The 26492-nt window shown below is 53.7% G+C and carries 23 protein-coding genes and 1 pseudogene; 8 read left to right on the top strand and 16 right to left on the bottom strand.

The window, feature by feature from the left end; genetic code table 11:
- Positions 1 to 5: 5 nt before the first annotated feature.
- Positions 6 to 581: a TetR family transcriptional regulator gene (locus SOM82_RS10505; RefSeq protein WP_320459531.1), complete on the bottom strand. Its 576-nt coding sequence runs from the start codon at positions 579 to 581 to the stop codon at positions 6 to 8.
- A 115-nt stretch (positions 582 to 696) separates the two neighbouring features.
- Between SOM82_RS10505 and SOM82_RS10500 the strand changes: the two genes are divergently transcribed.
- Entirely contained in the window at positions 697 to 2199 is a 1503-nt protein-coding gene (locus tag SOM82_RS10500) for an MFS transporter (protein WP_320459530.1), read from the top strand.
- Positions 2200 to 2433: 234 nt separating this feature from the next.
- Here SOM82_RS10500 and SOM82_RS10495 read toward each other — a convergent pair whose 3' ends face one another.
- Entirely contained in the window at positions 2434 to 3627 is a 1194-nt protein-coding gene (locus tag SOM82_RS10495) for an MFS transporter (protein WP_268196175.1), read from the bottom strand.
- A gap of 140 nt (positions 3628 to 3767) precedes the next feature.
- Positions 3768 to 4904, bottom strand: a complete 1137-nt coding sequence (locus SOM82_RS10490) for an alpha/beta hydrolase (protein WP_123428047.1) — start codon at positions 4902 to 4904, stop codon at positions 3768 to 3770.
- A gap of 173 nt (positions 4905 to 5077) precedes the next feature.
- On the opposite strand from SOM82_RS10490, the gene SOM82_RS10485 reads away from it, so the two are divergent.
- On the top strand, positions 5078 to 5962 hold the full coding sequence (locus tag SOM82_RS10485) for a LysR family transcriptional regulator (RefSeq protein WP_268196896.1): 885 nt from the start codon (positions 5078 to 5080) through the stop codon (positions 5960 to 5962).
- Positions 5963 to 6033: 71 nt separating this feature from the next.
- On the opposite strand, the gene SOM82_RS10480 is transcribed toward SOM82_RS10485, so the two are convergent.
- Positions 6034 to 6609, bottom strand: coding sequence for a hypothetical protein (locus tag SOM82_RS10480; protein ID WP_320459529.1), 576 nt, complete (start codon positions 6607 to 6609; stop codon positions 6034 to 6036).
- Between the two features lie 216 nt (positions 6610 to 6825).
- Here SOM82_RS10480 and SOM82_RS10475 point away from each other — a divergent pair.
- A pseudogene (locus SOM82_RS10475) lies at positions 6826 to 7035 on the top strand (IS30 family transposase); the annotation flags it as partial.
- A 55-nt stretch (positions 7036 to 7090) separates the two neighbouring features.
- Here the strand turns inward: SOM82_RS10475 and SOM82_RS10470 are convergent.
- From SOM82_RS10470 to SOM82_RS10440, 7 genes are read right to left on the bottom strand one after another with little or no spacing between them, the layout of a single operon-like run.
- Positions 7091 to 8317, bottom strand: a complete 1227-nt coding sequence (locus SOM82_RS10470; protein WP_320459528.1) for a Zn-dependent hydrolase — start codon at positions 8315 to 8317, stop codon at positions 7091 to 7093.
- The gene (locus SOM82_RS10465; protein WP_154125507.1) at positions 8314 to 8796 is read right to left on the bottom strand and encodes an L-2-amino-thiazoline-4-carboxylic acid hydrolase; all 483 of its coding nucleotides are present in this window, start codon (positions 8794 to 8796) and stop codon (positions 8314 to 8316) included. The genes SOM82_RS10470 and SOM82_RS10465 overlap by 4 nt, the downstream gene beginning before the upstream one ends.
- Before the next feature lie 17 nt (positions 8797 to 8813).
- Complete coding sequence (locus SOM82_RS10460; protein ID WP_320459527.1) at positions 8814 to 9971, bottom strand: branched-chain amino acid ABC transporter substrate-binding protein; 1158 nt, start codon at positions 9969 to 9971, stop codon at positions 8814 to 8816.
- A gap of 26 nt (positions 9972 to 9997) precedes the next feature.
- Entirely contained in the window at positions 9998 to 10717 is a 720-nt protein-coding gene (locus SOM82_RS10455; protein ID WP_154125505.1) for an ABC transporter ATP-binding protein, read from the bottom strand.
- On the bottom strand, positions 10710 to 11477 hold the full coding sequence (locus SOM82_RS10450; RefSeq protein WP_320459526.1) for an ABC transporter ATP-binding protein: 768 nt from the start codon (positions 11475 to 11477) through the stop codon (positions 10710 to 10712). Before SOM82_RS10450 ends, SOM82_RS10455 begins: the two co-directional genes overlap by 8 nt.
- On the bottom strand, positions 11474 to 12580 hold the full coding sequence (locus SOM82_RS10445) for a branched-chain amino acid ABC transporter permease (protein ID WP_320459525.1): 1107 nt from the start codon (positions 12578 to 12580) through the stop codon (positions 11474 to 11476). Before SOM82_RS10445 ends, SOM82_RS10450 begins: the two co-directional genes overlap by 4 nt.
- An 8-nt stretch (positions 12581 to 12588) precedes the next feature.
- Positions 12589 to 13539 carry a branched-chain amino acid ABC transporter permease gene (locus SOM82_RS10440; protein ID WP_154125502.1) on the bottom strand — a complete coding sequence of 317 codons (951 nt, stop codon included), beginning with the start codon at positions 13537 to 13539 and terminating at the stop codon, positions 12589 to 12591.
- Between the two features lie 171 nt (positions 13540 to 13710).
- Here SOM82_RS10440 and SOM82_RS10435 point away from each other — a divergent pair, with 171 nt between their 5' ends.
- On the top strand, positions 13711 to 14655 hold the full coding sequence (locus tag SOM82_RS10435; protein ID WP_320459524.1) for a LysR substrate-binding domain-containing protein: 945 nt from the start codon (positions 13711 to 13713) through the stop codon (positions 14653 to 14655).
- On the opposite strand, the gene SOM82_RS10430 is transcribed toward SOM82_RS10435, so the two are convergent.
- The 3 genes from SOM82_RS10430 to yddG all read right to left on the bottom strand — a co-directional run bounded on the left by SOM82_RS10430 (position 14645) and on the right by yddG (position 17774).
- Positions 14645 to 15085 carry a GFA family protein gene (locus SOM82_RS10430; RefSeq protein WP_154125500.1) on the bottom strand — a complete coding sequence of 147 codons (441 nt, stop codon included), beginning with the start codon at positions 15083 to 15085 and terminating at the stop codon, positions 14645 to 14647. The two genes, SOM82_RS10435 and SOM82_RS10430, sit on opposite strands and share 11 nt — an antisense overlap.
- 79 nt (positions 15086 to 15164) lie before the next feature.
- Complete coding sequence (gene ompC, locus SOM82_RS10425; protein WP_320459523.1) at positions 15165 to 16265, bottom strand: porin OmpC; 1101 nt, start codon at positions 16263 to 16265, stop codon at positions 15165 to 15167.
- Between the two features lie 621 nt (positions 16266 to 16886).
- The gene (yddG, locus tag SOM82_RS10420) at positions 16887 to 17774 is read right to left on the bottom strand and encodes an aromatic amino acid DMT transporter YddG (protein ID WP_320459521.1); all 888 of its coding nucleotides are present in this window, start codon (positions 17772 to 17774) and stop codon (positions 16887 to 16889) included.
- A 222-nt stretch (positions 17775 to 17996) separates the two neighbouring features.
- On the opposite strand from yddG, the gene fdnG reads away from it, so the two are divergent.
- The 3 genes from fdnG to fdnI are packed head-to-tail and all read left to right on the top strand — an operon-like array spanning position 17997 to position 22586.
- Complete coding sequence (fdnG, locus tag SOM82_RS10415; protein ID WP_320459520.1) at positions 17997 to 21044, top strand: formate dehydrogenase-N subunit alpha; 3048 nt, start codon at positions 17997 to 17999, stop codon at positions 21042 to 21044.
- An 11-nt stretch (positions 21045 to 21055) separates the two neighbouring features.
- Complete coding sequence (fdxH, locus tag SOM82_RS10410; RefSeq protein WP_320459519.1) at positions 21056 to 21940, top strand: formate dehydrogenase subunit beta; 885 nt, start codon at positions 21056 to 21058, stop codon at positions 21938 to 21940.
- The gene (gene fdnI / locus SOM82_RS10405; RefSeq protein WP_320459518.1) at positions 21933 to 22586 is read left to right on the top strand and encodes a formate dehydrogenase-N subunit gamma; all 654 of its coding nucleotides are present in this window, start codon (positions 21933 to 21935) and stop codon (positions 22584 to 22586) included. The genes fdxH and fdnI overlap by 8 nt, the downstream gene beginning before the upstream one ends.
- Positions 22587 to 22818: 232 nt before the next feature.
- On the opposite strand, the gene SOM82_RS10400 is transcribed toward fdnI, so the two are convergent.
- A complete protein-coding gene (locus SOM82_RS10400; RefSeq protein WP_320459517.1) occupies positions 22819 to 23460 on the bottom strand; it encodes a winged helix-turn-helix transcriptional regulator in 642 nt (213 codons plus the stop codon).
- Between the two features lie 705 nt (positions 23461 to 24165).
- Between SOM82_RS10400 and araJ the strand changes: the two genes are divergently transcribed.
- Positions 24166 to 25341, top strand: a complete 1176-nt coding sequence (gene araJ / locus SOM82_RS10395) for an MFS transporter AraJ (RefSeq protein ID WP_320459516.1) — start codon at positions 24166 to 24168, stop codon at positions 25339 to 25341.
- A gap of 73 nt (positions 25342 to 25414) precedes the next feature.
- Here the strand turns inward: araJ and adhP are convergent, their stop codons facing one another.
- Entirely contained in the window at positions 25415 to 26425 is a 1011-nt protein-coding gene (gene adhP, locus SOM82_RS10390) for an alcohol dehydrogenase AdhP (RefSeq protein ID WP_320459515.1), read from the bottom strand.
- Positions 26426 to 26492: the final 67 nt, after the last annotated feature.

Genomic DNA, 26492 nt, shown 5'->3' with positions numbered 1-26492 from the left:
GAGTATTAAAACAATTCCAGCGTGATTAATTTATCCAGATGGTTATTAAACGCCGCATCGTCCATTTCTGGCATATTTAACACGTAGATACCGTCGAGACCGCAGACTAAACCAATCAAGCGCCAGGCAATATTTTCTGCGCTGTCTGTCAGCGTAAATGCATTTGCCGCCGCGCCGGCGCGAATAATCGCGACCGTTTCCTGATGCCACATTTCCATGGTCAGCACATAGGCGCTTTTCAGTTCGGGATCGCGGCTCGCCAGAATCTGGGCTTCGCGCCACAGGCGAATATAGGGTTCAAATGTGCCGCTGTCGCTGCCCAGCATAGAGTGCAATCGTTGCCGCCAGCCTGCGTTTTCCGCCTCGAGATCCGCATCAAGCAGGTCACGAATGAGCCGTACGAATGCCAGCGATTTTAACTCCCCGGCGCTGGCAAAGTGGTGGTGGACCTGGCCGGTGGCCACCCCGGCTTCGGCGGCGATATGCCTGACCGTCATCGCATTAAACCCCTCGTTTAATGCAATACGCATAGCCGCCTGAAGGATCTCTTCCCGACGCTGGTCCTTGCTTAAATAGCTCATGCTGACTCTCTCTCAATGGCGACGCAAAGAGTGTAACAAAGAGCTGGACATGCGTTCAACTTTCCGTAGGATCGCATTCTGGACACGTGTCCAGTTTAAAGTGAAAGGGAAATTTATGTTTCAAAGGTGGTTAGCCTTAGTGATTATCGTGCTGGTGTATATCCCGGTGGCGATAGACGCAACGGTGCTGCACGTCGCCGCGCCCACGTTGAGTATGACGCTCGGTGCCAGCGGCAACGAATTGCTGTGGATTATTGATATTTACTCGCTGGTGATGGCTGGCATGGTGTTACCGATGGGCGCGTTAGGCGATCGTATCGGTTTCAAACGCCTGTTAATCCTCGGCAGCGTTTTGTTTGGACTCTCTTCTCTGGCGGCCGCGTTTGCCCCTACGGCGGGCTGGCTGATTGCCGCGCGTGCGACGCTGGCGATTGGCGCGGCGATGATTATTCCGGCCACGCTTGCGGGGATTCGGACTCTGTTTGTCGAGGCGCGCCATCGAAATATCGCGCTGGGAGTCTGGGCCGCGGTAGGCTCGGGCGGTGCGGCTTTTGGTCCGCTGGTTGGGGGCCTGCTGCTGGAGCATTTTTACTGGGGATCGGTCTTTTTAATCAACGTGCCTGTCGTGCTGGTGGTTGTCGCGCTGGCGGCACGCTTTGTGCCAAAACAGCAGGGGCGGCCGGAACAGACGTTGAATATCACCCATGCGGTGATGTTGATCGTGGCGATTTTGCTGCTGGTGTACAGCGCCAAGACGGCGTTGAAGGGCGCTGTTTCACCGGTGTGGGTGGCAGGAACGCTGGTGATCGGGGCTGTACTGCTGCTGCTTTTTATTCGCATCCAGCTGCGAGCCGACAAGCCGATGATCGATATGCGTCTGTTCTGCCATCGCATTATTTTAAGCGGCGTGGTGATGGCGATGACCGCAATGATTGCGCTGGTTGGTTTTGAGCTGTTAATGGCGCAGGAACTGCAGTTTGTCCACGGTTTCACGCCCTTTGAGGCGGGAATGTTTATGCTGCCGCTGATGGTCGCCAGTGGATTTAGCGGCCCGATTGCCGGGGTGCTTGTCGGGCGGCTGGGGCTGCGAATTGTCGCCGCTGGCGGCATGGGGCTGAGTGCCGTCAGCTTCCTGGGACTGTCGATGCTCGACTTCAGCACACAGCAGTGGCAGGCGTGGGGTCTGATGGTATTGCTCGGCTTCAGTGCGGCAAGTGCGCTGCTGGCCTCCACGGCGGCCATTATGGCGGCGGCGCCCAAAGAAAAAGCCGCGGCGGCAGGGGCGATCGAAACCATGTCTTACGAGCTGGGAGCGGGACTCGGAATCGCTATTTTTGGTCTGTTGCTGACCCACAGTTTCTCCGCCTCGATCGTTCTGCCACAGGGTCTGAACGACACGCTGGCCGCAAAGGCGTCGTCCTCGATTGGCGAAGCGGTTAAGGCCGCGCAGGAACTGACGCCCGCGCTGGCTGAGTCTGTGATCGCTGCAGCCAGAACGGCGTTTACGGCGTCGCACAGCATCGCACTCGGCAGTGCCGGAGTGATGTTGCTGATTCTGGCCACCGGGATTTGGTTTAGCCTGGCGAATGTACTGACCCCAAAAAGTGAGACGGAATAGCCGAGAGATGAAAGAAAGAGCCCATGTGATGCACGGGCTCTTTTTTTTCCTGCACCTCTGAATAATCAATTCCGCGGGTTTCCTACTTCTCAGGGTCCGCCTGGAAAATGGAAAATATCCTACGTTAAGCCCGCTTTTTAATCAGGCATGACCGGCAGCCTCGAGCGAAAAGCAGACATTCGGCTCTCTGCTATATGCCATAATTAAGCGCACGCCTGAAATAAATGGATTGTGCTAGTGCGCCTTACTGTTTTGAAGAGATGTGACGTAAGTCATCGCTGCCGCCCCCAGCAGTAATAACCCACTCAAGCCGAAAGCACTTTGCCATCCCAGACTGTCGAATACCAATCCTCCTGCCGTTGAACCAAGTGCAATCGAAAGCTGGATCACCGCAACCATGAGACCACCACCCGCCTCTGCATCTTCAGGCAGCGCCCGTGCAATCCATGTCCACCATCCCGTTGGCGCCGCCGTGGCCAGTAACCCCCACAGGCTTAGCAAAACTGTAACCGCCCAGATGCTGTGTCCGAACAGCAATAATGTACCGGCTACCGTTGCCATAAGCAGGGGAATCATTATTAAAATTTGATACAACCTGGCATTCAGGAATATCGATACGGCTAATGTGCCGACAAAACCTGCTGCGCCTATTGCGAGCAAAATCAGTGAGAACCCAGCAGGACCTACGTTGGTCACGTTCTCAAGAAAGGGGCGCACATAGGTAAATAAGGCAAACTGCCCAATAAAGAAGAGCCCGCAGGCTAGCAGTCCTGTTAGTACAATGGCGTCGCTGAACAGACGAAGCAGAGTTCCCTCTAGCTTTTGTTTTTTATCGCTTTTCATAGTGGGCAGGCTGACCCATAGCCAGATGAACGCGGCTATCGCCAGGGGGACGATGCATAAAAAGGCCCCACGCCAGCCGACAGTTGTCCCCAGATAGCTACCAAGTGGCGCAGCCACAACGGTAGCCAGCGCGTTCCCACCATTAAAAATCGCCAGCGCACGGGGAACCTGATGCTGCGGTACGAGCCGAATGGCGGTTGCAGCTGAGAGTGACCAGAATCCACCGATGACGACGCCAATCAGGGCCCTACCCAGCATATAAACCGGATAGCTGGGTGCCACGGCGATAACCAATCCAGATATGGCCATCAGGACAGCTAGCCCCAGCAGAAGATATTTACGATTCAGATCTCCGGCGATATGGGAGATAGTCAGGCTGGTCAGTACCGCCAGCGCGCCAGATATTGCAATTCCCTGGCCTGCCAGGCCTTCCGTGATGTGCAGCTCGCGGGCAATAGGCGTCAGTAGGCTGACCGGCATAAATTCGGAAGCGATTAGTACAAAAACGCAGAGCGTCATGGCAAACACGCCACCCCAGTGCGCATCTGTTTTTTTAGGTGATCTTTTAAGACTTACTATGGACATTATCAGCATCTCTTTATATGGACGCGGCGAGATTCAGAACAGCCGGGACAGACGCTATTCAGAGAATAACGAGAACATGTGGATGAGAATGGGGAGCGAACGATTAAAACCGCCTGCAATTAGCAGGCGGTTTCAGGTCGTTATCTTAAATTAGCTTTGAAAAACTGCTCAAATTTATCGAAAGGGATCTTGCCCGCAACGTTATCGTACAAATCAACGTGGTTTGCCCCCGGAACAATCACCAGCTCTTTCTCTTTACTGCCAATGGCCTTAAAGGCATCTTCGGCAAAATAGCGTGAGTGGGCTTTTTCGCCGGTCACAATAAGTGTAGGGATAGTGACTTCATTGGCGTAACTCAGAAGCGGCATATTCATAAATGACAGCGGCATCGTCGCATTCCAGGCCCCGGTTGAATTGACCGAACGCGTATGGAAACCACGCGGCATGCGATAATAATCAAAGAACTCTTTCAAAACAGGATGAGGATTAGCAGGTAACGTTTCCGGCAAAACACGATCCGATGCACTGACGTTACCCTTCTCATCAACATTAATGTCATGGCCGCCGGGCGCGTAAGTGCCATTTTCCGCATCTTTCCAACGCTGTGCGTTCAGATACTGTAGTACTGCGCGACGATCTTTAGTTGAATAGCGGTCTTTACCATCACCCACACCATGCCCCATCGCACGGCTCATGTCATACATCACGCTGGTCGCCACCGCTTTCACGCGGGTATCCATTGCGGCGTCGTTTAAGGCCATGCCGCCCCAGCCGCAAATACCGAGCAGCCCGATACGGTCGCGATCAACCTCTTTTTGCAGACCTAAGAAGTCAACTGCCGCGCTGAAATCCTCGGTATTAATATCCGGAGAGGCGACATTACGTGGAGAGCCACCGCTTTCTCCCGTATACGAAGGGTCAAACGCCAGGGTAACAAACCCCTGTTCTGCCAGCGTTTGTGCATACAGTCCGCTAGATTGCTCTTTCACTGCGCCGAAAGGCCCACTGACGGCAATGGCCGCCAGCTTACGCTCACCACGATCCTTCGGGATGTAGAGATCCCCCACTAGAGTGATCCCATAACGGTTCTGGAAGGTCACTTTACGGTGATCCACTTTCTTGCTTTCAGGGAATGTTTTGTCCCATTTTTCGACCAACGAAACAGGCGCGTTCGGATTAGTTGTATCAGCATAACTCATGTTTGTGACTCCACTTAATGATGCACATAGCAGCATGGCGGGTATCGCAGTTGCCAGTTTTTGGGTGAAAACAGTCATCAAAACTCCCCTTATAAAACGTGATTGAAACAGGTTTCATACGGACAACACTGCTGTGCTTTGTAGCAATGCGCTCATTATAGTTAGCAGAAATAGTGCTGATTAGAGGGAGTTAAGTGCTAGGATTAATACCATATTGTTCTAAATTAAGATGCGATTTTGGGAGCGGAATGATGGCGAAACGGGAAAACTATAACGATTTGTACCTGTTTATGCAGGTGGTACGGGAAGGGAGCTTTACAGCAGCAGCACATCGCCTTGGCCTGGCACAATCAGGAATAAGCCGTTCAGTTCGGGAACTTGAAGAACGACTGGGAGTTCAGCTCCTGGTGCGCACCACGCGCAGATTATCGCTCACCCATGCCGGTGAAAAGCTCTACCGGACCATTGAAGCAGGATTCGACGCTTTAGATATGGGACTGGACACGCTGGCTCATTATCGCCAGTCCCCATCGGGGACGGTACGCATCAATGCCAGTCAGCATGCTATTGATAAATTGCTTCTGCCAAAGCTTGCGGTGTTTAAGAAGAGCTACCCGGATATCCGACTGGAACTCATTAGCGAAAGCCGATTTGTCGATATTATTGCCGAGAGGTTTGATGCGGGTGTTCGCCTGGGGCCTGAAGTAAGTAGTGGCATGGTTGCTGTGCGTATTTCCCCAGACATGGAGATGGCTGTTGTCGGCACGCCTGACCACTTTCGTCGCTATGGCTTTCCGCAAGCCCCCGCAGATTTAGCGGTTCATCCCTGCATAGCTTATCAGTTTGGCGACGGGAAACTGTACTCATGGGAACTTCACCATAACGGTAAAAAAATCACCCATCGGCCGCAGGGGCAGTGGGTTTTCGCGGACAGCTATATGGAGGCCAAAGCGGCCAGGCTGGGCCTGGGACTGGCTTATGTTCCGGAAGAGTTGGTATCTGAGGATTTAGAACAGGGTTCGCTCATCAGAGTTTTACAACGTTACAGCCAACGCCTGGAAGGCTCATTTCTATATTATCCGCACCGCAATGTGTCGCCTGCTCTACGAGCGGTTATCGATACATTGAGAATTTAGGACTGAGGACGAGCTTATACACATGTAAGGGTAAAAGGTCCGCTAATGGCACTTTGCAGACAAGAGATTACTTATACTGCTCGGGCCAAAACCCAGGCCCAATCGTTGCTACAGAGAACACGATAGAAAGGTTTCACGCGGCATTTCACAAAATCAAGAATGTCTGCTTCACTCATCGCTGAGGCCTTAGAGGGATAGTCGGGCCCCCAATCATCAAAGAGTTCATCGTATATGCCGTAAAGCTGCCAGCAGATGTTGCTGACGATACGGGAACCAAAAGATAGGTGAAAAGCAGGGATTTGGTGCAACCGTAACTCTATTTCTGTGGAAGAATCAGCTTGCATCAGATACCAAGCCTTAATCCTTAGCCACGTAATTGAACTAGTGCTGATGTCAGGGATAATCATGTTTTTTTCATGCATATAGGCATGAAGGTAGCGCTCAATCGCATCTGAGTCAGGATGTTTATCTAAGTTGAGGGAGGCTAAAATTAATAAGGTTTCAGAGCTATTGAGTGAGAGTAGCTCTCTTTCTGCCCATTCGGTGATCATTCTGTCGTAATCATCGACGCGATAAGCTTCGAAAGCTTCACCGAACGTTTTTAAACACAGAATCTCGTGTAAGTCATGCGTATATTTATTTTCCATAACACCATCCAGTCCATGTTGTTTAGTGGGGCAAAAGTCTGGCTTCATTGAAATGTTCCGACGCAAAATGAGCGTATCTCATTGCCGCCTTAATGTGTAGTGGTCGACAAAATTTGGCCACGGCATGAGATATTTCTAGAACGATTAAAAGTCCACTCCTGGCGGTGAGTTCAACGGGTCGAAGCAACGCTATCTTTATTCAAGGGGGACGTTGCTATGAAACGAAGAACTCGGATCAACTACACGCCAGAGCAGAAGGCGGTTATCTGGGACGGATATAAGCAAGGTAATTCCCTGCATGATATCGCCAGAATGTTCGACAGATATCATTCTTCTATTATGCCCACTATCCACCAGACTGGTGGCTACCGTCCTCCCGTGCGAAAGCGGCACCGATTAGCGCTTTCGCTTGATGAAAGAGAGGAGAGGAACACCCCCTTTTGCTGGCGAAAAGGGGGTTGTAGAAGGCAAAAAAGAGGGCTTAACGTTCCATCGCTGCGCTTAATACGCTGTGCAGTAATACGTTCGCGCCTTTCGCCGACCACGACGGCAAAATGTTTTCGGCTTCGTTATGGCTGATGCCTTTAACGCACGGAATAAAGATCATACTGGCCGGGGCGATTTTACTGACATAGCAGGTATCGTGCCCGGCACCGGAAACCATCGGTTTTGCTGAATAACCCAGCGCGTTGACCGCATTTTCACTTCGCGCCAGGCACGCAGCATCAAAGGCTATCGGCGCATAATCGAAAATACGCTCAACGTTTGCTGACACACCGCGGGTGGAGAGCCCCTGCGCGGCGTGATGCAGAGCCTCTTCCATGGCTTCCAGCACCTCGCTTTGTGGATGACGGAACTCCACGCTGCACACCACTCGCGATGGCACGACGTTGCGGGAGTTAGGGGTAATCTGTGCCATGCCAATCGTCGCCCGTCCGTCCGGCTGGTGCTGATAGCCAATCTCTTCCACCATCAGTGCCAGCTCGGCAAAGGCGGTTAACGCATCGCGGCGGCTATGCATGGGCGTGGTCCCGGCATGGGCGGCGAATCCGTCCAGCGTCAGCGTGAACCAGCGCTGACCCATCGCCGCACGCACCAGTCCGATATCAATCGCTTCATCTTCCAGAATCGGTCCCTGTTCGATATGCAATTCATAGCACGCGTGTATGGGAAACGCCTGAGCGGGCATCGCGCCGCGGTAACCGATAGCATCGAGCGCTTCGCCCACCGTGACACCGGCGCTGTCGGCGCGGGCATGCGCGTAGGCTTCGCTAAACTGTCCGGTCCAGACGCCTGAGGAGAGCATCGCTGGCGCAAAACGCGCGCCTTCTTCATTCGTCCAGTTGACCAGCACAATATCGCGCTCGGTTTCGATATGGTTATCGTTGAGGGTACGCAGGAGCTCCAGCCCGGCCAGCACGCCGTAAACACCGTCGTAATTCCCCCCCAGCGGCTGGGTATCCACATGCGATCCGGTCATGACCGGCGCGAGCGCGCGATGGCGACCCGCCCGACGGATAAACATGTTGCCCATGCTATCCACATCACAGCTGAATCCGGCCTCCAGCGCCCAGCTTTTCAGCAGATTGCGGGCGATCCGATCCTCCTCGCTCAGCGCCAGACGTGTGACACCCCCGGCAGGCGTCCCGCCGATTTGCGCCATCATCTCAAGCGTGGACCACAGACGCGGTGCGTCAACCCGGATCATGCTTTGTCCTTCCTGACGTGGTAGCGGAAATCGCAGCATTTGCCGCCCTGCATAATGGTGGTGGTGCGCGTCAGCTCAACGTCCGGCGCATAGCCGACGATGAATTTCTCATCCCGCGCGCAGGAGAGCAGGTGGCCGATCTCGCCCAGCCCCATTTCGTGGTACATCTCGGCGTAGCGACAGCGGGTCACGTCATAATTGTATTGCTGGTCGTCAGCGTCGATCACTTTGACGTCCAGCGCGTTGTCTTTTTCCCACAGATATTGCAGGGCGATAAAACTTTTCACATCCGCGCCATTCGGTTCCTGACGGGCAAAATGCGCGCCAGCGTCGATCGCCGCCTGCTCAATCGCCTCACCAATAACCGCCTGAGCGCGCGCTTTGCCTATCTCGCGCACCAGGATCTCGTAAATGGGCTTAATAATTTCTGCTTCAATTTTGCGGCGGGCAAGAATGCCCAGCTCGTTATTATCACTCATCACATTGCCTCACTGCGTTACTTCGTTTTTGCGCCGCCCAGAACGGTTTGCGGCTGCCATTTACCCTCGACAACTTTGTAGACGGTAAAGGTCGGTGATGTCAGGTTGCCCTGCTTATCAAAGGCGATCTGTCCGGTGACGCCGGAATAACTGATGGCGCGCAGCGCAGGCAGATACTCTGACGGATCGACCGAGTCGGCTTTTTCCATCGCCGCAACCAGCACGCGGGTTGCGTCATAGGCGAACGGGGCATGCAGCTCGATATGGGTGTGGTAACGCGACTGGTACGCCTGCTCGAACGCTTTCCCGCCCGGCATCTGGTCGACCGGCAGACCCGGCTCCAGCGCGACAACGCCATCGCCTTCTTTCTGAGCCAGCTGCAGGAAGGTCTGGCTGACAAAACCGCCTGCGCCCATCAGTGTGGCATTCATGCCCAGCTGTTTGATACGACGCGCCAGCGGTGCCGCCTGGCTATCGACGCCGCCGAAGAAAATCAGGTCGGCGTTTTTGCTGCGAATAGCGGTTAACACCGCGCTGAAGTCGACGGTTTTGTCGTCAACGTACTGGCGGTCGACGATCTTCACGCCTTGCGCTTCCAGCGATTTGATAAATTCGTCTGCCAGACCCTGACCGAAAGCGGTACGGTCGTCGATCACCGCAATGCGTTTGGCTTTCAGCGTTTTGACCGCGTATTCACCGGCAAACTGACCGCCGTCATCGTCGTGGCCCATCACGCGAAAGCTGGTATCAAAACCCTGTTTGGTATAGGCATGACCGGTGGCGACGGGCGCAACCTGCGCGATCCCCGCGTCGTGATAAACACGGGCCGCCGGGATGCTGGTGCCGGTGTTCCAGTGGCCAACAACGCCAGCCACACCGCTGTCAACCAGACGCTGTGCGACGGCAACGGCGGTACGCGGATCGGACTGATCATCTTCGGACTGCAGTTTGAAGGTCACTGCTTTGCCGCCGATGGTCGGGTGTTGTTTATTGATGTCGTCAATGGCCAGCTGCGCGCCGTTTTCGAGATCTTTGCCGATACGTGCGGACGGGCCGGTCAACGGGCCTGCGAGGCCAATGATCACGGTTTCGCTGTCGGCAGACCACGCGGCGGTGGAGGCCAGGCCACTGAGCAGAATAGCGGCGCTAAGCGCACTGATTTTTAACGTTTTCATGATGTTCCCTGGTATTGGTTGGTGTGTTAAACGGGCATCTCACCCAAATAAATTTGTGCAATCTGGTCGTCGTTCAGCAGAGCTTTTGATTCGCCATGATGAACAATACTGCCGCTGTCCATGACCCAGGCCCGATCGGTGACTTCCAGCGCCAGCCGGGCATTCTGTTCAATCAGCAGCAGAGCCACGCCGCTTTCGCGCAGCCCTTTAATCACCTGAAAAATGTTCTCGACCATCTTTGGCGCCAGCCCCATTGAGGGTTCATCAAGGATCAGCAGGCGCGGGCGACTGAGCAGGGCGCGGTTAAGCGCCAGCAGCTGTTGCTCGCCGCCGGAGAGCAGTCCGGCAAGCTGATGTTGACGCTCACCGAGGCGCGGGAAACGGTCGAAAATTTCGTCCATTTCAGTTTTAACGGTGACAGTGTCACGCCGAAGCCAGGCGCCCATCTGTAAATTTTCCAGCACGGTCATGCGCGCGAAAATTCCGCGCCCCTCCGGGACCATCACCAGTCCGTCGCGCAGCAGGGCTTCTGCTTTGCGCTTACGTACCGGATGGCCGTTAAACACAATGTTGCCGCCGAAGCTTTCCAGCCCGGTGATGGCGCGCACCGTTGAGCTTTTGCCCGCGCCGTTCGCGCCTATCAGCGTCGCCTGTTCGCCTTCTTGCAGGGTGAACGAAACGTCGCGCACCGCCTGAATGCCGCCGTAGTGAACGTCAAGACGTTCCACTTTCAGTAACTCAGACATGAACGTTCCCTCCCAGCCAGGCGGCGATCACCGCCGGATCCCGACGCACGGTATCGGGTGTACCGGTCGCCAGCGTTTTGCCGTAATCCAGCACCGTCAGGCGGTCGCAGATGCCCATCACCAGTTTGACGTCGTGCTCGATCATCAGCAGGGTTTTCCCGTCATCGCGGATCCGCATCAGCAGTTCTCCGAGCGCGTTTTTTTCCGCGGCATTCATACCGGCGGCGGGTTCGTCCAGAGCCAGCAGCAGCGGGTCGGTCGCCAGCGCGCGGGCGATTTCCAGGCGGCGCTGATGCCCGTAAGCCAGATCGCAGGCGCGATAGTGGGCGAATTTCGCAATCCCGGTGTATTCCAGCCAGTGCCAGGCCTGCTCGCGAGTTTGCGCTTCTTCTTCGCGGGCGCGTCGGTGGCGGGTCAGCGCCGCCCACAGCCCATTACGGGTGCGGACGTGGCGGCCCACCATCACATTTTCCAGCACCGACATCTCATTAAACAGGCGTACGTTCTGGAACGTGCGGGCAATCCCTGCGGCGGTGACTTTCTCGATCTGCTTTGGAAAATAGGGTTGATCGGCGATCGAAAACTCGCCGCTGTCCGCCGGGTAAAGCCCGGTAATCAGGTTAAAGCAGGTGGTTTTCCCGGCGCCGTTTGGCCCGATCAGGCCATAAATTTCTCCGGCGTTGATCGACAGCGAGACATCGTCAACGGCGGTCAGGCCGCCGAAGCGTTTGGACATGTTGCGGACGCTTAACAGGCTCATGCTTTGACCTCCTTGTGGCGAACCGGCCAGATCCCGGAAGGGCGCAGCAGCATCACCAGCACCAGAGCCAGGCCGTAGAACAGCTGACGCAGAATTTCCGGATCAATCAGGACTGTGCCAAACAGCGCCTGCTGGACCGGGGCCGCCTGGCTGCGCAGGATTTCCGGCAGCGCGGTCAGCAGCACCGCGCCGAGGATCACCCCGGGGATGTGCCCCATACCGCCCAGAACCACCATCGCCAGCACGGCAATGGATTCCTGAAGAGTGAAGGATTCCGGCGATACGAAGCCCTGGAACGCGCCGAACAGCGCCCCCGCGACGCCGCCAAATGAAGCGCCCATCGCAAACGCCAGCAGCTTGTAGTTGCGCACATTGATACCCATCGCCCGCGCCACGTCTTCATCTTCACGAATGGCGTGCCACGCGCGGCCAATGCGCGAGTGTTGCAGACGCAGGCAGACAAAAATAATGGCGACGATGACCAGCATCAGCAGGTAATACCAAAGCCACAGAGCCGGCACTTTGACGCCGAACCAGTGATAAACACCGCTGAACTTGAGGCCGAACAGATTCAGCGTATCCACGCCGGTAATGCCTTTCGCGCCGTTGGTGATGTTTACCGGGCGATCGAGATTACGCATCAGAATACGGATGATCTCGCCAAAACCGAGGGTAACTATCGCCAGATAATCGCCCCGCAGTTTCAGCGTCGGCGCGCCAAGCACAATGCCGCACACCGCAGCGACCAGCGCGGCAATCGGGATAATCAGCAGATAAGAGGTGTGCAGCCCGTCCGGGAACCAGGCGGCGAGGATCGGAAACGTCTCCAGCAGATGCGGCGACGCCAGCAGGGCCGCCAGATACGCCCCGACGGCGTAGAAGGCAATAAATCCCATATCCAGCAGGCCGGTGTAGCCCACGACAATGTTCAGCCCGAGCGCCAGCATGATGTAGAGCAGGGCGAAGTCGATGACCCGCACCCAGTAGTTGCCGCCAAGCTGGCTCGCCACGACGGGGGCGATCAGCAGTGCGAGGACAAATAGGGTCATGCCGGACCAGAACCGCCGTGTGGTGGCAGGCGCCTGTAGTTGTGCCGTTGTCATAGTTTCTCCTAGGCCCTGTGCGCCACGCGTTCGCCCAGCAGACCTGCCGGACGGAAAACCAATACCAGGATCAGCACGATGAATGCGAAGACATCCTGATAGTTGCTGCCAAACACCCCGTTGGTCAGCTCGCCAAGATAGCCAGCGCCGAGGGCTTCGATAATGCCGAGCAGGATCCCGCCAATCATTGCGCCGCGAATATTGCCAATTCCGCCCAGCACCGCGGCGGTGAAGGCTTTAATTCCGGGTAAAAAACCCATTGAGAAGCTGGCGTTGCCGTAGTTGCTGGCCATCATGACGCCCGCGAGTGCGGCAAAAATGCCTCCGATGGCAAAGGTCAGGGTGATGATGGCGTTCGGGTTGACGCCCATCAGCGTGGCGACACGCGGATTTTCCGCCACCGCGCGCATCCCGCGCCCGAGACGGGTGTACTCCACCAACAGCCAGAGCGCGGTCATCACAATCAGCGCCAGCGCCACGGTCACGATGCCGGTGACGGTCACAATGGCCGGCGGGTGTGCCTCGCTGCCGGAGGTCACGGCAATCGGGTCCATAGGCAGGATTTGCGGGAACATCAGCGGATTGCGGGTCCAGATAATCATCGCCACGGTCTGCAGTAACACCGATACGCCGATGCCGGAGATCAGCGGTGCCAGACGTGGCGCGTTGCGCAGCCGACGATAGGCGAAGCGTTCGACCGCCATCGCCAGCAGCGCACAGACCGCCATCGCGATCGCCAGTGCGAAGCCCAGCTGTAACAGCAGCGGCATGTGCGGAAACGTGTTGTTGAGGGCGTTAATCGCCGACAGCGTGGTGAGCGCGCCGACCATCAGAATATCGCCGTGGGCAAAGTTAATAATGCGCAAAATGCCATACACCATGGTATAGCCCAGCGCGATCAGGGCGTAGATGCTGCCCAGCATGACGCCATTGATCAGTTGTTGTATGAGAGTGTCCAACGTTCCTACCCGACTAATTGCTCTTTCAGCGGGTAACATCCAATAATTGAATTAAATTGTAAAATACGCATATATTATTTCTTATGATATTTAGAGATTGATTTATCGCGATGATTTTAAAGAGAATAGTGAAAATGCCGTTGTGCGCTAACACACCAATGAAATCAACATATGAATAAAACAGAACAATTACCAGGGCTGCCGGCGTATGCCGAGAGCCGTCTGGCGAACGATCCTCCGTTGCGGGCGGTGCGCGCTTTCGAGGCGATAGCGCGATTAGGCAGCGTGACACAGGCGGCGCAGGAGATGGCGATTTCGCCTTCGGCGGTCAGTCATCAGCTCAAGGTGCTGGAAGGTTATCTGCAAATGCCGCTCACTGAGCGCCAGGGACGCAGGCTGATCCTGAGCCAGCAGGGGCGAGACTATTACCGCTCCATCCGCGCGGCGTTTAACGTCCTGCGTCAGGCGACGGAGCATCTGGTGGAGCAGGCCCAGACCCGGCAGGTGACGATCAGCCTGATCCCGCTGTTTGGGATGGGATGGTTTATTCCACGTCTGCCGGCTTTTATGCGGGCTAACCCGCAAACCGAGATCAATGTGGTGTATGCCAACCACCGCAACTACCTGAGCGACGCGTCAGATATGTCGATTCGCTTTGGTAACGGTCAGTGGGCGGGCTATCAAAGCGAAAAGCTGATTTCCGGTCAGATGGTGCCGGTGTGTAGCCGCGCATTTTTACGCGTACACGGACATATTGATACCCCGGAACAGCTGCTGCAAATGCCGCTACTGCACGATGAAGAACGCAGCACCTGGCAGCAGTGGTTTATCCAGCAGGGCGTTAAACGACCGCCGCGCCGCAGCGGGCCGATGTTTGAGGACGGTTTGCTGACGCTGGCAGGCGTGCAGGCCGGGCTGGGATGTGCGCTGATGCGCGAGCCGTTGATCGCGCCGTATCTTGAAAACGGCGAACTGGTCAAAATCTTTGATGCGGCCATCGAGGACGGGCGCGACTATTACCTGTGCGTCCGTCAGGATTCCGAGATGACGCAGGACGGCAAGCTGCTGCAATCCTGGATGCGCCGCGCGGCGGGCAGCAGTGAGGCTACGACGTAAATGAGCAGATCTTGTCCAGCGCTTCGATCTCGGTACCGCTGAATCGGGCGTATTGGCCGGTGAGTCGCCAGAAGGCCGGTTGTGTTTCCGTGTAAATTTCGGCGGCCAGCACCAGCCGACGGCGCTCGTCTTCGTTCAACTCCAGCAGCGTCCACGGCACAAAATAGCGACCGGTTGGGGTGAGCTCAAACCATAGCGGGCAGCCGCAGCCGGGACAAAACCAGCGTTCACCGCGAGCGGAAGAGGAAAAGTGTGACGGGGCTATCGAGCCTTGTTCCACGTCGGGTTTGCCCTGAGTTTCCAGATACATGGCAATTCCACCCGACCATTTCTGGCACAGGGTGCAGTGGCAGGCATACACATCGAGGGCGTCGATGTTCACGCTGAAATGGCTCATCCCACATAAACAGCGTCCAGTATAACGTTGCATGGCGTACTCCTTTATCACGCCAGGTGACCGCGACAAAAAAAGCCAGCCGCAAGGGCTGGCCTCTTTAACAGACAAATTCTTAGAACTGGTAGGTCAGACCCAGTGCAACGATGTTGTCGGTCGCGATTTTCGCATCGTTGGTGAATTTGTTGTCGTCCAGCAGGTTGATTTTGTAATCAACGTAGGTAGACATGTTTTTGTTGAAGTAGTAGGTTGCGCCCACTTCGATGTATTCAACCAGATCCTGGTCGCCGTAATTTTCGATGTCTTTACCTTTGGATTTCAGGTAAGCCACGGACGGACGCAGACCGAAGTCGAACTGGTACTGAGCCACCATTTCGAAGTTCTGTGCTTTGTTCGAAATGTAGTCTTTACCGAACGTCGTCATGTTACGCGTTTCGGAATAGGTGGTCGCCAGGTAGATGTTGTTCGCATCGTATTTCAGACCCGCAGCCCACACTTCTGCATTGTCACCGGACGCATTCAGAGAGTTGACTGCCGCTGCGCGAACCTGCGCATCAGTACGGTCAGATTTTGCATAGGTCGCACCTGCTGCAAAACCGTCGAATTCATAAGTTGAGGACAGACCCCAGCCATCGCCGTTCGCTTTGCTGATGTCAGCGCCGTAGTCATTGTCGTTGGTACGATCGTTTTTACCCTGGTACTGGGCCGCAAAGTTCAGACCGTCAACCAGACCGAAGAAGTCGTTGTTACGGTAAGTTGCCACGCCGGTAGTACGGCCGGTCATGAAGACGTCAGTCTGAGTCCAGGTGTCACCGCCGAATTCTGGCAGTACGTCGGTCCATGCGCCGATGTCGTATGCCACACCGTAGTTACGACCGTAGTCGAAAGAGCCGAATTCGTTGAATTTCAGACCCGCGAACGCCAGACGCGTTTTGTTGCCATCATCGCCGTTGGATTCGTCGTTATTGCCTTTGAACTCATATTCCCACTGACCGTAACCGATCAGCTGATCGTTGATCTGAGTTTCACCTTTGAAGCCCAGACGCACGTAAGTTTTGTCGCCGTCGTTGCTGGTGTCGTCAGAGAAATAGTGCAGACCTGTTACTTTACCGTACAGATCCAGCTTGTTACCGTCTTTGTTAAATACTTCGGCAGCGTTTACCGCACCGGCCGCCAACAGGGTAGTCACTGCCACTGCAACTAATTTAAGTTTCATTTTAATAATCCTTATAATTTTCTTTGGGTATTTCCTGAGCCATTCATAAACGTTTTCTAAACGAAGTCGTTCGTCAATGGCAGGCTATTTTTAAAAATCTTGTCGCCTCCTTTCAATAATAAGTTTCAAATCATTACTTATAATTTCAAAGAGTGTGATGCAGATCGGATTAAACAACCGGAATAACGCAAAATTGTTTATTTATTATTCTCATAAATATTATTTCCGGTTAATTATCATTAACCTCTATATAGTTTTGTTGAGTTTTAATTGTGGCGGGTGATTATCAGTGATAACGGATGCATCAGGCTGATTTGATTAATTTCATTGCGTTAAAACAGCAGGTTATGAAACAGGAGGGTGGGGAACAGGCAGGGTTTCGTGAAATGTTTAGTGATAAACTATTGCGCGCCTGGTTATATATGGCGGGCTTATTTTAAGGTTATTAATTCCCGTGCGTTGTCAGTTTGTGTCAGTAACAATGTAAGAAGACGTTACAGCAGGGAGAATATAAACAGATTTTAAATGTAAACACGATGTAATAAATGAATATTCTGACGCACGATCACATTTTAAGGCGCGGCTGAATAAAACTGCGGAGGGTAATCCTCCGCCGGCAGATTATTGGCGCTTATTTCGCGTGGCATACCAGCACAGCAGGGAACCCGCACACACCATCAGCGCCCCTTGCCAGAACGTGAAGGAGAGCGGGGCGTTGAGCAGAACAGCGGCCAGCGCGGCCGAGAGGACAGGGGTGAAATAGGAGGTGGTGGCCAGCACCGAAACATTGCCATGCAGAATGCCAATATTCCACGACGCGTAGCCGAAGCCCAGCGCAATACCGCACATCAACAGCTTAATCACCACCGGTAAACTAAACACCATTTCAGGCTGATCGCTGAACGCAAATTTCAGCCACAGCGCCAGCGCGGTGAGCAATACAAACAGCGTGATGCCGTTCTGGCCTTTGGCATATTTAGTGGTTACCGTGCAGTAAATCGCCCAAATAAATGCCCCCGCAAATGCCAGCCCATAGCTCAGGGGATTTGAAACAATATTGCTGATAATCTCATCAATATGCAGTCCTTGTTCACCGCCGACGACCCAGGCCACGCCCACGAGCGAAATCAATAATCCGTGGACCACCCACAGGTTCGATTTTTGACCATTAAACAGAATGGCAAACACAATCGTCAGGCTTGGCCACAGATAATTGACCATTCCCACTTCTATTGCCTGATGCCGGGTGTTGGCATAACCCAGCGAAAGGGCGAGGCATATTTCATAGCTGACAAACAACACGCTACCGGCAATAAGATAGCCCTTTGAGAAGCGTCTGATATCGGGAAATCCGACGGTCAATAAACAGAGTAAACCACTCAGGGTATAAATCATGGCCGCACCGCCTACCGGGCCAAGTCCTTCGCTCACCCCACGAATCAGCCCCACCATTGTGCTCCATAATACAATCGCAGCCAGGCCAATCAGTGTTGCTCTTTTTTTGTCCATTACGGTTTCCACAGGCATCTCAATTCAGGGGCAAATTTATAGCACTCTTTCGGGCGGGGCGGCGAATGAATCTGCCGGTGGCTAACTCAAAAGGATTAATCAAATCCGCCAGGGCTGACTATTAAGGGGGCGATGATTGATGAGATTGATTTGACGCAAAAAAAACAGGGGCTTTGCTGATAGTTTGCGGCGCGAAGTCTTATTTATATAACGAGGACAACAATGGACGTCAGCCGCAGAAAGTTTTTTAAAATCTGCGCGGGCGGTATGGCCGGAACAACAGCTGCTGCACTGGGATTTATGCCCAAAATGGCGCTGGCTCAATCGCGCAACTATAAACTGCTGCGTGCCAAAGAGATCCGTAACACCTGCACATACTGCTCCGTGGGATGCGGGCTACTAATGTATAGCCTGGGCGATGGCGCGAAGAACGCCAAAGAAGCGATTTATCATATCGAAGGGGATGCGGATCATCCGGTGAGCCGCGGGGCGCTCTGCCCGAAAGGCGCGGGCCTGCTGGATTATGTCCACAGCGACAACCGTCTGCGTTACCCGGAATATCGTGCGCCGGGCTCTGATAAATGGCAGCGAATTTCCTGGAATGATGCCTTCACCCGCATCGCTAAATTAATGAAAGATGACCGCGACGCCAACTTCGTTGAGAAGAATGAGCAGGGCGTTACGGTCAATCGCTGGCTCTCCACCGGGATGCTTTGTGCCTCTGCGGCGAGTAATGAAACCGGCATGCTGACGCAAAAATTTGTGCGCTCCCTCGGCATGCTGGCGGTTGATAACCAGGCGCGCGTCTGACACGGACCAACGGTAGCAAGTCTTGCTCCAACATTTGGTCGCGGTGCGATGACCAACCACTGGGTTGATATCAAAAACGCTAACGTCGTGGTGGTGATGGGCGGTAACGCTGCCGAAGCCCATCCGGTGGGATTCCGCTGGGCGATGGAAGCCAAAAATAATAACGACGCCACGCTGATCGTCGTCGATCCGCGTTTTACACGTACGGCTTCGGTGGCGGATATCTATGCGCCGATTCGCTCCGGTACGGACATTACTTTCCTGTCCGGCGTACTGCTGTATCTGATTGAAAACGACAAAATCAACGCCGAGTACGTTAAACACTACACCAACGCCAATCTGCTGGTGCGGGACGATTTTGCCTTTGATGACGGGCTGTTCAGCGGCTATGACGAGAACAAACGCCAGTATGATAAATCGAGCTGGAACTATCAGTTCGATGAAAATGGCTATGCCAAACGCGATGAAACCCTGACCGATCCGCGCTGCGTATGGAACCTGCTGAAACAGCACGTTTCCCGTTATACGCCGGACGTCGTGGAAAACATTTGCGGTACGCCAAAAGCCGATTTCCTGAAAGTGTGTGAAGTGCTGGCCTCGACCAGTGCGGCGGACAGAACCACCACGTTCCTGTATGCGCTGGGCTGGACGCAGCACACGGTGGGTGCGCAGAACATCCGTACCATGGCGATGATCCAGCTGTTGCTGGGGAATATGGGGATGGCCGGCGGCGGCGTGAATGCGCTGCGTGGTCACTCGAATATTCAGGGCCTGACCGATCTCGGCCTGCTCTCCACCAGTCTGACCGGTTATCTGACGCTGCCTTCGGAAAAACAGACCGATCTCCAGAGCTACCTGGCGGCTAACACGCCAAAAGCGACGTTGCCCGATCAGGTGAACTACTGGAGCAACTATCCGAAGTTCTTTGTCAGCCTGATGAAATCTTTCTACGGCGATGCGGCGCAGAAAGAGAATGACTGGGGATATGAGTGGTTGCCGAAATGGGACCAGGCTTACGACGTTATTAAGTATTTCAACATGATGGATAAGGGTAACGTCACCGGCTATATCTGCCAGGGTTTTAACCCGGTCGCCTCCTTCCCGGATAAAAACAAAGTTGTCCGCAGTTTAAGCAAGCTGAAATACATGGTGGTGATTGATCCGCTGGTGACAGAAACCTCTAACTTCTGGCAGAACCACGGTGAAATGAACGATGTGGATACGGCGTCGATTCAGACTGAAGTATTCCGTCTGCCATCGACCTGTTTTGCGGAAGAAGACGGGTCTATCGCTAACTCCGGTCGCTGGCTGCAGTGGCACTGGAAAGGGCAAGATGCACCGGGTGAAGCGCGCAATGACGGCGAAATTCTTGCCGGTATTTACCATCGCCTGCGCGAGATGTATCGCAACGAAGGCGGCAAAGGCGCTGAGCCTCTGCTGAAAATGAGCTGGGATTATAAGCGCCCGGATCATCCGGAGTCGGAGGAAGTGGCCAAAGAGAACAACGGCTATGCGCTGGCAGATCTCTTTGACGCGAACGGCACGCTGCTGGCGAAGAAAGGCCAGCTGCTGAACAGCTTTGCGCTGCTGCGTGATGACGGCTCGACGGCATCATCCTGCTGGATCTACGCCGGAAGCTGGACCGAGCAGGGCAACCAGATGGCCAACCGCGATAACGCCGATCCATCCGGATTAGGCAATACGCTGGGCTGGGCCTGGGCGTGGCCGATGAACCGACGGGTGCTGTATAACCGCGCTTCTGCGGATATTAACGGTAAGCCGTGGGATCCGAAGCGAATGCTGATCGCGTGGAACGGGACGAAATGGACCGGGAACGATATCCCGGACTTTAATACCGCCGCGCCGGGCAGCGCCACCGGGCCATTTATCATGCAGCCAGAAGGGTTGGGTCGTCTGTTTGCCCTCGATAAGCTGGCGGAAGGGCCCTTCCCGGAACATTACGAACCGATGGAAACGCCGCTGGGAACTAACCCGCTGCATCCGAATGTGGTGTCAAGCCCGGTCGTTCGCCTGTATGAAGACGATGCGTTGCGTTTAGGTAAGAAAGATAAGTTCCCGTACGTCGGGACCACTTATCGTCTGACTGAACATTTCCACACCTGGACCAAGCACGCGCGGCTTAATGCCATTGCGCAGCCGGAACAGTTTGTCGAAATCAGCGAGACGCTGGCCAGTGCGAAGGGGATCGCTAATGGCGATCGCGTGAAGGTGAGCAGTAAACGCGGCTTTATTCGCGCCGTGGCGGTGGTGACCCGTCGCCTGCAAACGCTTCAGGTGAATGGTCAGCAGGTGGAAACCGTGGGGATCCCGCTGCACTGGGGCTTTGAAGGGGTGGCGCAAAAAGGTTATCTCGCCAATACCCTGACGCCCAACGTCGGCGATTCCAACTCGCAAACGCCGGAATATAAGGCGTTTCTGGTTAACATCGAGAAAGCGTAAGGAGCGATACAATGGCAATGGAAACACAAGACATTATCAAACGCTCCGCGACCAACGCCATGACTCCCGCGCCTCGTGCGCGGGATTACAAGGCGGAAGTGGCCAAGCTGATTGATGTCTCTTCCTGCGTGGGCTGCAAAGCCTGCCAGGTCGCCTGTTCAGAGTGGAATGATATTCGCGATGAGGTCGGGCACTGCGTTGGCGTTTACGATAATCCGGCGGATTTAAGCGCTAAATCCTGGACGGTCATGCGTTTTAGCGAAACCGATCAAAACGGCAAGCTTGAGTGGCTGATCCGTAAAGATGGTTGCATGCACTGCGAAGACCCTGGCTGTCTGAAAGCCTGCCCGTCGGCCGGTGCAATTATTCAGTATGCCAATGGTATCGTCGATTTTCAGCAGGACAACTGCATCGGGTGCGGCTACTGCATCGCCGGTTGCCCGTTCAATGTTCCGCGGCTGAATAAAGAGGATAACCGGGTCTACAAATGCACGCTGTGCGTGGATCGTGTCAGCGTCGGGCAGGAGCCTGCCTGCGTGAAAACCTGTCCGACCGGGGCTATTCATTTCGGTACCAAAAAAGAGATGCTTGAGGTGGCCCAGGAGCGTGTCGACAAGCTGAAAGCGCGCGGCTACGAGCATGCCGGGATTTACAACCCGCAGGGGGTAGGCGGAACCCATGTGATGTATGTCTTGCATCATAATGACCAGCCGGAGCTGTATCACAACCTGCCAAAAGATCCGGCGATTGATACGTCGATTAGTCTGTGGAAAGGGGCCTTAAAACCACTGGCCGCAGCGGGCTTTATCGCCACCTTTGCCGGGCTTATCTATCACTACATTGGCATCGGACCCAATAAAGAGGTGGATGACGACGAGGAGGAACATCATGAGTAAGTCATGGATTGTGCGCACGAAGTTTATCGACCGCGCCTGTCACTGGACGGTGGTGATCTGCTTCTTCCTGGTGGCGGTCTCGGGTATTTCGTTCTTCTTCCCGACGCTGCAATGGCTGACCGAGACCTTCGGGACGCCGCAGATGGGGCGGATCCTGCATCCTTTCTTTGGGGTGCTGATATTCGTGGCGCTGATGTTTATGTTTGTCCGCTTTGTGCATCACAACATTCCGGACAAGCAGGATATTCCGTGGGTGAAGGGCATTGTTGAAATCCTGAAAGGGAACGAACATAAAGTCGCGAAAGTCGGTAAATATAATGCCGGACAAAAGATGATGTTCTGGACCATCATGAGCATGATTTTTGTTTTGCTGGTGTCGGGCGTGATTATCTGGCGTCCGTACTTTGCTCATTATTTCCCGATTCAGGTAATTCGCTACAGCCTGCTGATCCATGCCACGTCAGCCATTATTTTGATCCATGCCATCCTGATCCATATGTATATGGCGTTCTGGGTTAAAGGGTCGATTAAAGGGATGATTGAAGGGAAGGTGAGCCGTCGTTGGGCGCAGAAACACCATCCTCGCTGGTATCGTGATGTCGAGCGCATGGAAGCGAAGAACGAGAGTACCAAAGGAATGAAGTAAATCGCTTTCAGCGATACATCAAGCGTATCCCCCGCAGCGGAAAACTATCCACTGCGGGGGATAAAAGAAAAGGGCGGCTCTTCAGTAATACGGAATGAGGGTTGTCTGTCCGCAAGTCAGGACTATTATTAATAGTCATGCATTAACAAAAATGGACAGTGTTGAATAAGAAACCATTGATATAGAAAATGAATTGATGCGCTTTAAGACAAATCTACATCAGCGGAACCTGTTAGTATTTAGCAGGTAGATTGATAATTTCTTTTAAAACTCCATTATTTAACACAATGTAGCCACCCGCTTTTAACTGGGCAAGAATGCGCATAATGCCGCTGCGTGAAAGCTGGGTTTTACTGCGAATGTATTTCTCAGCCGTAATATTGTCGCGAATCGCGGGTGACAGGCTCATTAGCTCAATCAGCTGAAAACGAATCGCTTCGTAGGCGCTGGGCGAGGTGATATGCGTCATATGCACGAAAAGCGAGCTGGCAAGCACCTGCATGTGCTTAGCGAAAATTTCCCATAAGTTATTATCTTCAATGATTTTTAGCAGATCTGGATAGCTAATGTATGCAATCTCGGAGACCGCGGCAACCCGGAAGGAAAGCTCCAGACTGCCGGTTTCCGGGACCAAACCTCTGATACTGGGTGCTTCAAATACGCCAATAAGCACATCTTCCGGCTGGCGGTAAAGATGGATAACCCCCGTGCGAACGAGGTAGCAGTGACGGACTTCGGGAGATTTCATACGTAACCATGTTCCCACAGGATACGTTTTGTAGGTTACATAAGATTCGAGCTTCTCGAAAAATATATCCGTGTAAGGAGACCTTAACATGCTTAATGGTTCAGATGGATTCATATTTTTTTTCATGGTCGCCAATTAGAGTAACCTGTTTTTCCTGTATTGTAGCATAGTCCCCAGATTGCACCAATGCCGTGCTATAGCTGGATAATCACGTGATTATTTATCATGTAAAGAGAGTTTTCAACTAGTCCGGGGGTGAAGCATTACTCTTGAGATTTAGCTTATTTCACGATAAAAACCCTTTAATTACGCTAAGATTGAAAAAATATAGTTACTGGAATTTTTTAGAACATTATATGTTTTAACGCAACATTACCACCTTTGATAAAATGATGGTGAAATGATTGATTACGTTTCCAGGGGTACGTCTTTTTAAATGAAACTGCGATTTTAAAAAAAACAATCCGAATAATTAATCGTTTTAATTGAAATAATATCCAAATCACATTAGTCCACTTGGGTATGGACGTAAGTCATTACTGTCGCTATGCCCTTCTTTAAACTATTGTCCTTAACGACGCTCTTGCCACAACCGAGGGAGCAGGTGGATATGTCACTCTGTCCCTCTTTCCGAAGCCACCTAAACGCTAGCTTTTGCATGCGTAACGATTAGCAGGCCTGCCTTTTTGTGCGCACACCCTATTAGCGCCAGAATATTCACCACACGGGCTGAAGCCATGGACAGAACGGGCAAATCAATCATTAGAACTGGCTCACCATACCAGTTTGTTTAATAATGCTTGTTGCAAAATTTTAACAAATGGCTGTGGTATGAAAAAAACCGTTTTTTCGTTGGCGCTGGGGACGTTCGGTCTCGGCATGGCTGAATTTGGCATTATGGGTGTGTTAACCGAGCTGGCCCGGGACACGAGGATCTCCATCCCCTCAGCCGGGAGCATGATCTCTTACTACGCCTTCGGCGTGGTGATGGGGGCGCCAGTCATTGCGTTATTTTCAAATAAGTTCTCGTTAAAAACCGTGCTGCTTTTTCTGGTTGCCTTGTGCGTTGTCGGCAATGCCATTTTTACCTTCTCGACGTCCTACCTCTGGCTGGCAATAGGGCGCCTGGTCTCCGGATTTCCTCACGGGGCCTTTTTTGGCGTCGGGGCCGTGATCCTGTCTAAAATCGCACCGCCCGGAAAAGTGACGCTGGCTGTTGCGGGAATGATTGCCGGGATGACGGTGGCGAATCTGGTCGGGGTTCCGCTGGGTACCTGGCTTGGACACGAATATAACTGGCGCTACACCTTTTTCCTGATCGCCGCGTTTGATGCGCTGGTTATCCTGTCGATTATTCTTTGGGTGCCCAAACTGTACGACAAATCAGAAACCAGGCTGACGGAACAATTCCACTTCTTAAAGAAACCCGAGCCGTGGCTCATTTTTGCCGCCACCATGTTCGGCAACGCGGGGGTATTTGCGTGGTTCAGCTTTGTGAAACCGTTTATGGTCAACGTCTCCGGTTTTTCCGAGGGCTTTATGACCGTGATCATGATGCTGATGGGGCTGGGCATGGTGCTGGGTAATCTGATGAGCGGTAAATTATCCGGTCGCTACAGTCCGCTGCGTATTGCTGCTACCACGGACCTGGTGATTGTTCTGTCTCTGGTGCTGCTGTTTGTCTTTGGTGAAAATAAGTCGGCATCGCTGGTGATGGGCTTTATCTGCTGCGCAGGTCTGTTTGCGCTGTCGGCCCCTCTGCAAATTATGCTGCTACAAAATGCCCGGGGTGGCGAGCTGTTAGGCGCGGCGGGTGGGCAGGTCGCGTTTAATCTCGGGAGCGCGATTGGGGCGTATTTTGGCGGCCTGATGATCACGCTCGGCTACAGCTGGAGCTATGTCACTTTGCCTGCGGCGATCCTCTCGTTCGCCGCGATGTCGTCGCTGCTGCTGTATGGCCGTCAGAAAGCAAAACGCGATCAGGCCAACGCCAGCGCGTTAGCCTGATGGGTTTTAAGGCAGGTACGGTTCGCCCAGCGAAGCACGGCTGATGGCAACCGTAACGTACCTCCAGCTCCCGTTAAGAACGGAAATCAATCACCATACGGCCACGGATCTGGCCCTGTTCCATCTCTTTGAAGATGGCATTGATGTCGCCGATTGGACGCATGGTGACTTTCGGCACGACTTTACCTTCTGCCGCGAACTGGAAGGCTTCAGTCAAATCCTGACGCGTCCCGACCAGCGAACCGACCACCTGAATGCCATCCAGCACCAGACGAGGAATATCGAGGCTCATCGCTTCTGGCGGTAGACCTACTGCCACCACGCGGCCACCGGCGCGAACTGCATCGACAGCGGAGTTAAACGCCGCTTTCGCGACCGCAGTGACGACAGCGGCGTGGGCGCCACCGGTTTTCTCCTGAACAATTTTAGCGGCATCTTTGTTACGGGAGTTAATGGTCAGATCGGCGCCCATCTCTTCAGCCAGCTTCAACTGTCCATCATTGACATCGATGGCGATAACTTTGGCGTTGAAGACGTTTTTCGCGTATTGCAGCGCCAGATTGCCCAGCCCGCCCAGACCGTAAATCGCGATCCACTGGCCCGGTTTAATATGGGAAATTTTTACCGCTTTATAGGTGGTGACGCCCGCGCAGGTGATACTGCTGGCGGCAGCGGATTCCAGTCCATCCGGGACTTTAACCGCATAGTCAGCGGTGACAATGCACTCTTCAGCCATCCCGCCATCAACAGAATAACCGGCATTTTTCACTTCGCGGCATAAGGTTTCATTGCCACTGTTACAATATTCACAGTGACCGCAACCCTGGAAGAACCACGCGACGCTGGCACGATCGCCCACTTTCAGCGAGCTGACACCAGGGCCAATCTCTTTGACGATACCAATCCCTTCGTGACCGAGGATCACCCCGGTTTTATCACCGAAATCACCATTCTTAACGTGAAGATCGGTATGGCAAACGCCACAGCATTCCATCTTCAGCAGGGCTTCGCCGTGCTGCAATGAGCGTAATGTTTTTTCGGTGACATCAATCTGATGGTCTTTCGTGACAACAGCAGCCTTCATATGTTTCTCCTTGTTCATGTTCAGTATCTGCGTAGTGTGTAAGATAAATGAGAACCGTTCTTACTCC

This window comes from Lelliottia sp. CFBP8978, from assembly GCF_034046055.2.
In the GTDB taxonomy this organism is placed as follows: Bacteria; Pseudomonadota; Gammaproteobacteria; order Enterobacterales; family Enterobacteriaceae; genus Enterobacter.
The sequence above is the reverse complement of the archived record's forward strand: the minus strand, read 5'-3'. Positions and strand labels throughout refer to the sequence as shown.

What these genes read in the sequence shown, in the direction of transcription:
- SOM82_RS10505 (WP_320459531.1), bottom strand. Translation starts at nt 581, where the DNA reads ATGAGCTATTTAAGCAAGGACCAGCGTCGGGAAGAGATCCTTCAGGCG.
- SOM82_RS10500 (WP_320459530.1), top strand. Translation starts at nt 697, where the DNA reads ATGTTTCAAAGGTGGTTAGCCTTAGTGATTATCGTGCTGGTGTATATC.
- SOM82_RS10495 (WP_268196175.1), bottom strand. Translation starts at nt 3,627, where the DNA reads ATGTCCATAGTAAGTCTTAAAAGATCACCTAAAAAAACAGATGCGCAC.
- SOM82_RS10490 (WP_123428047.1), bottom strand. Translation starts at nt 4,904, where the DNA reads ATGACTGTTTTCACCCAAAAACTGGCAACTGCGATACCCGCCATGCTG.
- SOM82_RS10485 (WP_268196896.1), top strand. Translation starts at nt 5,078, where the DNA reads ATGGCGAAACGGGAAAACTATAACGATTTGTACCTGTTTATGCAGGTG.
- SOM82_RS10480 (WP_320459529.1), bottom strand. Translation starts at nt 6,609, where the DNA reads ATGGAAAATAAATATACGCATGACTTACACGAGATTCTGTGTTTAAAA.
- SOM82_RS10470 (WP_320459528.1), bottom strand. Translation starts at nt 8,317, where the DNA reads ATGATCCGGGTTGACGCACCGCGTCTGTGGTCCACGCTTGAGATGATG.
- SOM82_RS10465 (WP_154125507.1), bottom strand. Translation starts at nt 8,796, where the DNA reads ATGAGTGATAATAACGAGCTGGGCATTCTTGCCCGCCGCAAAATTGAA.
- SOM82_RS10460 (WP_320459527.1), bottom strand. Translation starts at nt 9,971, where the DNA reads ATGAAAACGTTAAAAATCAGTGCGCTTAGCGCCGCTATTCTGCTCAGT.
- SOM82_RS10455 (WP_154125505.1), bottom strand. Translation starts at nt 10,717, where the DNA reads ATGTCTGAGTTACTGAAAGTGGAACGTCTTGACGTTCACTACGGCGGC.
- SOM82_RS10450 (WP_320459526.1), bottom strand. Translation starts at nt 11,477, where the DNA reads ATGAGCCTGTTAAGCGTCCGCAACATGTCCAAACGCTTCGGCGGCCTG.
- SOM82_RS10445 (WP_320459525.1), bottom strand. Translation starts at nt 12,580, where the DNA reads ATGACAACGGCACAACTACAGGCGCCTGCCACCACACGGCGGTTCTGG.
- SOM82_RS10435 (WP_320459524.1), top strand. Translation starts at nt 13,711, where the DNA reads ATGAATAAAACAGAACAATTACCAGGGCTGCCGGCGTATGCCGAGAGC.
- SOM82_RS10430 (WP_154125500.1), bottom strand. Translation starts at nt 15,085, where the DNA reads ATGCAACGTTATACTGGACGCTGTTTATGTGGGATGAGCCATTTCAGC.
- ompC (WP_320459523.1), bottom strand. Translation starts at nt 16,265, where the DNA reads ATGAAACTTAAATTAGTTGCAGTGGCAGTGACTACCCTGTTGGCGGCC.
- yddG (WP_320459521.1), bottom strand. Translation starts at nt 17,774, where the DNA reads ATGGACAAAAAAAGAGCAACACTGATTGGCCTGGCTGCGATTGTATTA.
- fdxH (WP_320459519.1), top strand. Translation starts at nt 21,056, where the DNA reads ATGGCAATGGAAACACAAGACATTATCAAACGCTCCGCGACCAACGCC.
- fdnI (WP_320459518.1), top strand. Translation starts at nt 21,933, where the DNA reads ATGAGTAAGTCATGGATTGTGCGCACGAAGTTTATCGACCGCGCCTGT.
- SOM82_RS10400 (WP_320459517.1), bottom strand. Translation starts at nt 23,460, where the DNA reads ATGAAAAAAAATATGAATCCATCTGAACCATTAAGCATGTTAAGGTCT.
- araJ (WP_320459516.1), top strand. Translation starts at nt 24,166, where the DNA reads ATGAAAAAAACCGTTTTTTCGTTGGCGCTGGGGACGTTCGGTCTCGGC.
- adhP (WP_320459515.1), bottom strand. Translation starts at nt 26,425, where the DNA reads ATGAAGGCTGCTGTTGTCACGAAAGACCATCAGATTGATGTCACCGAA.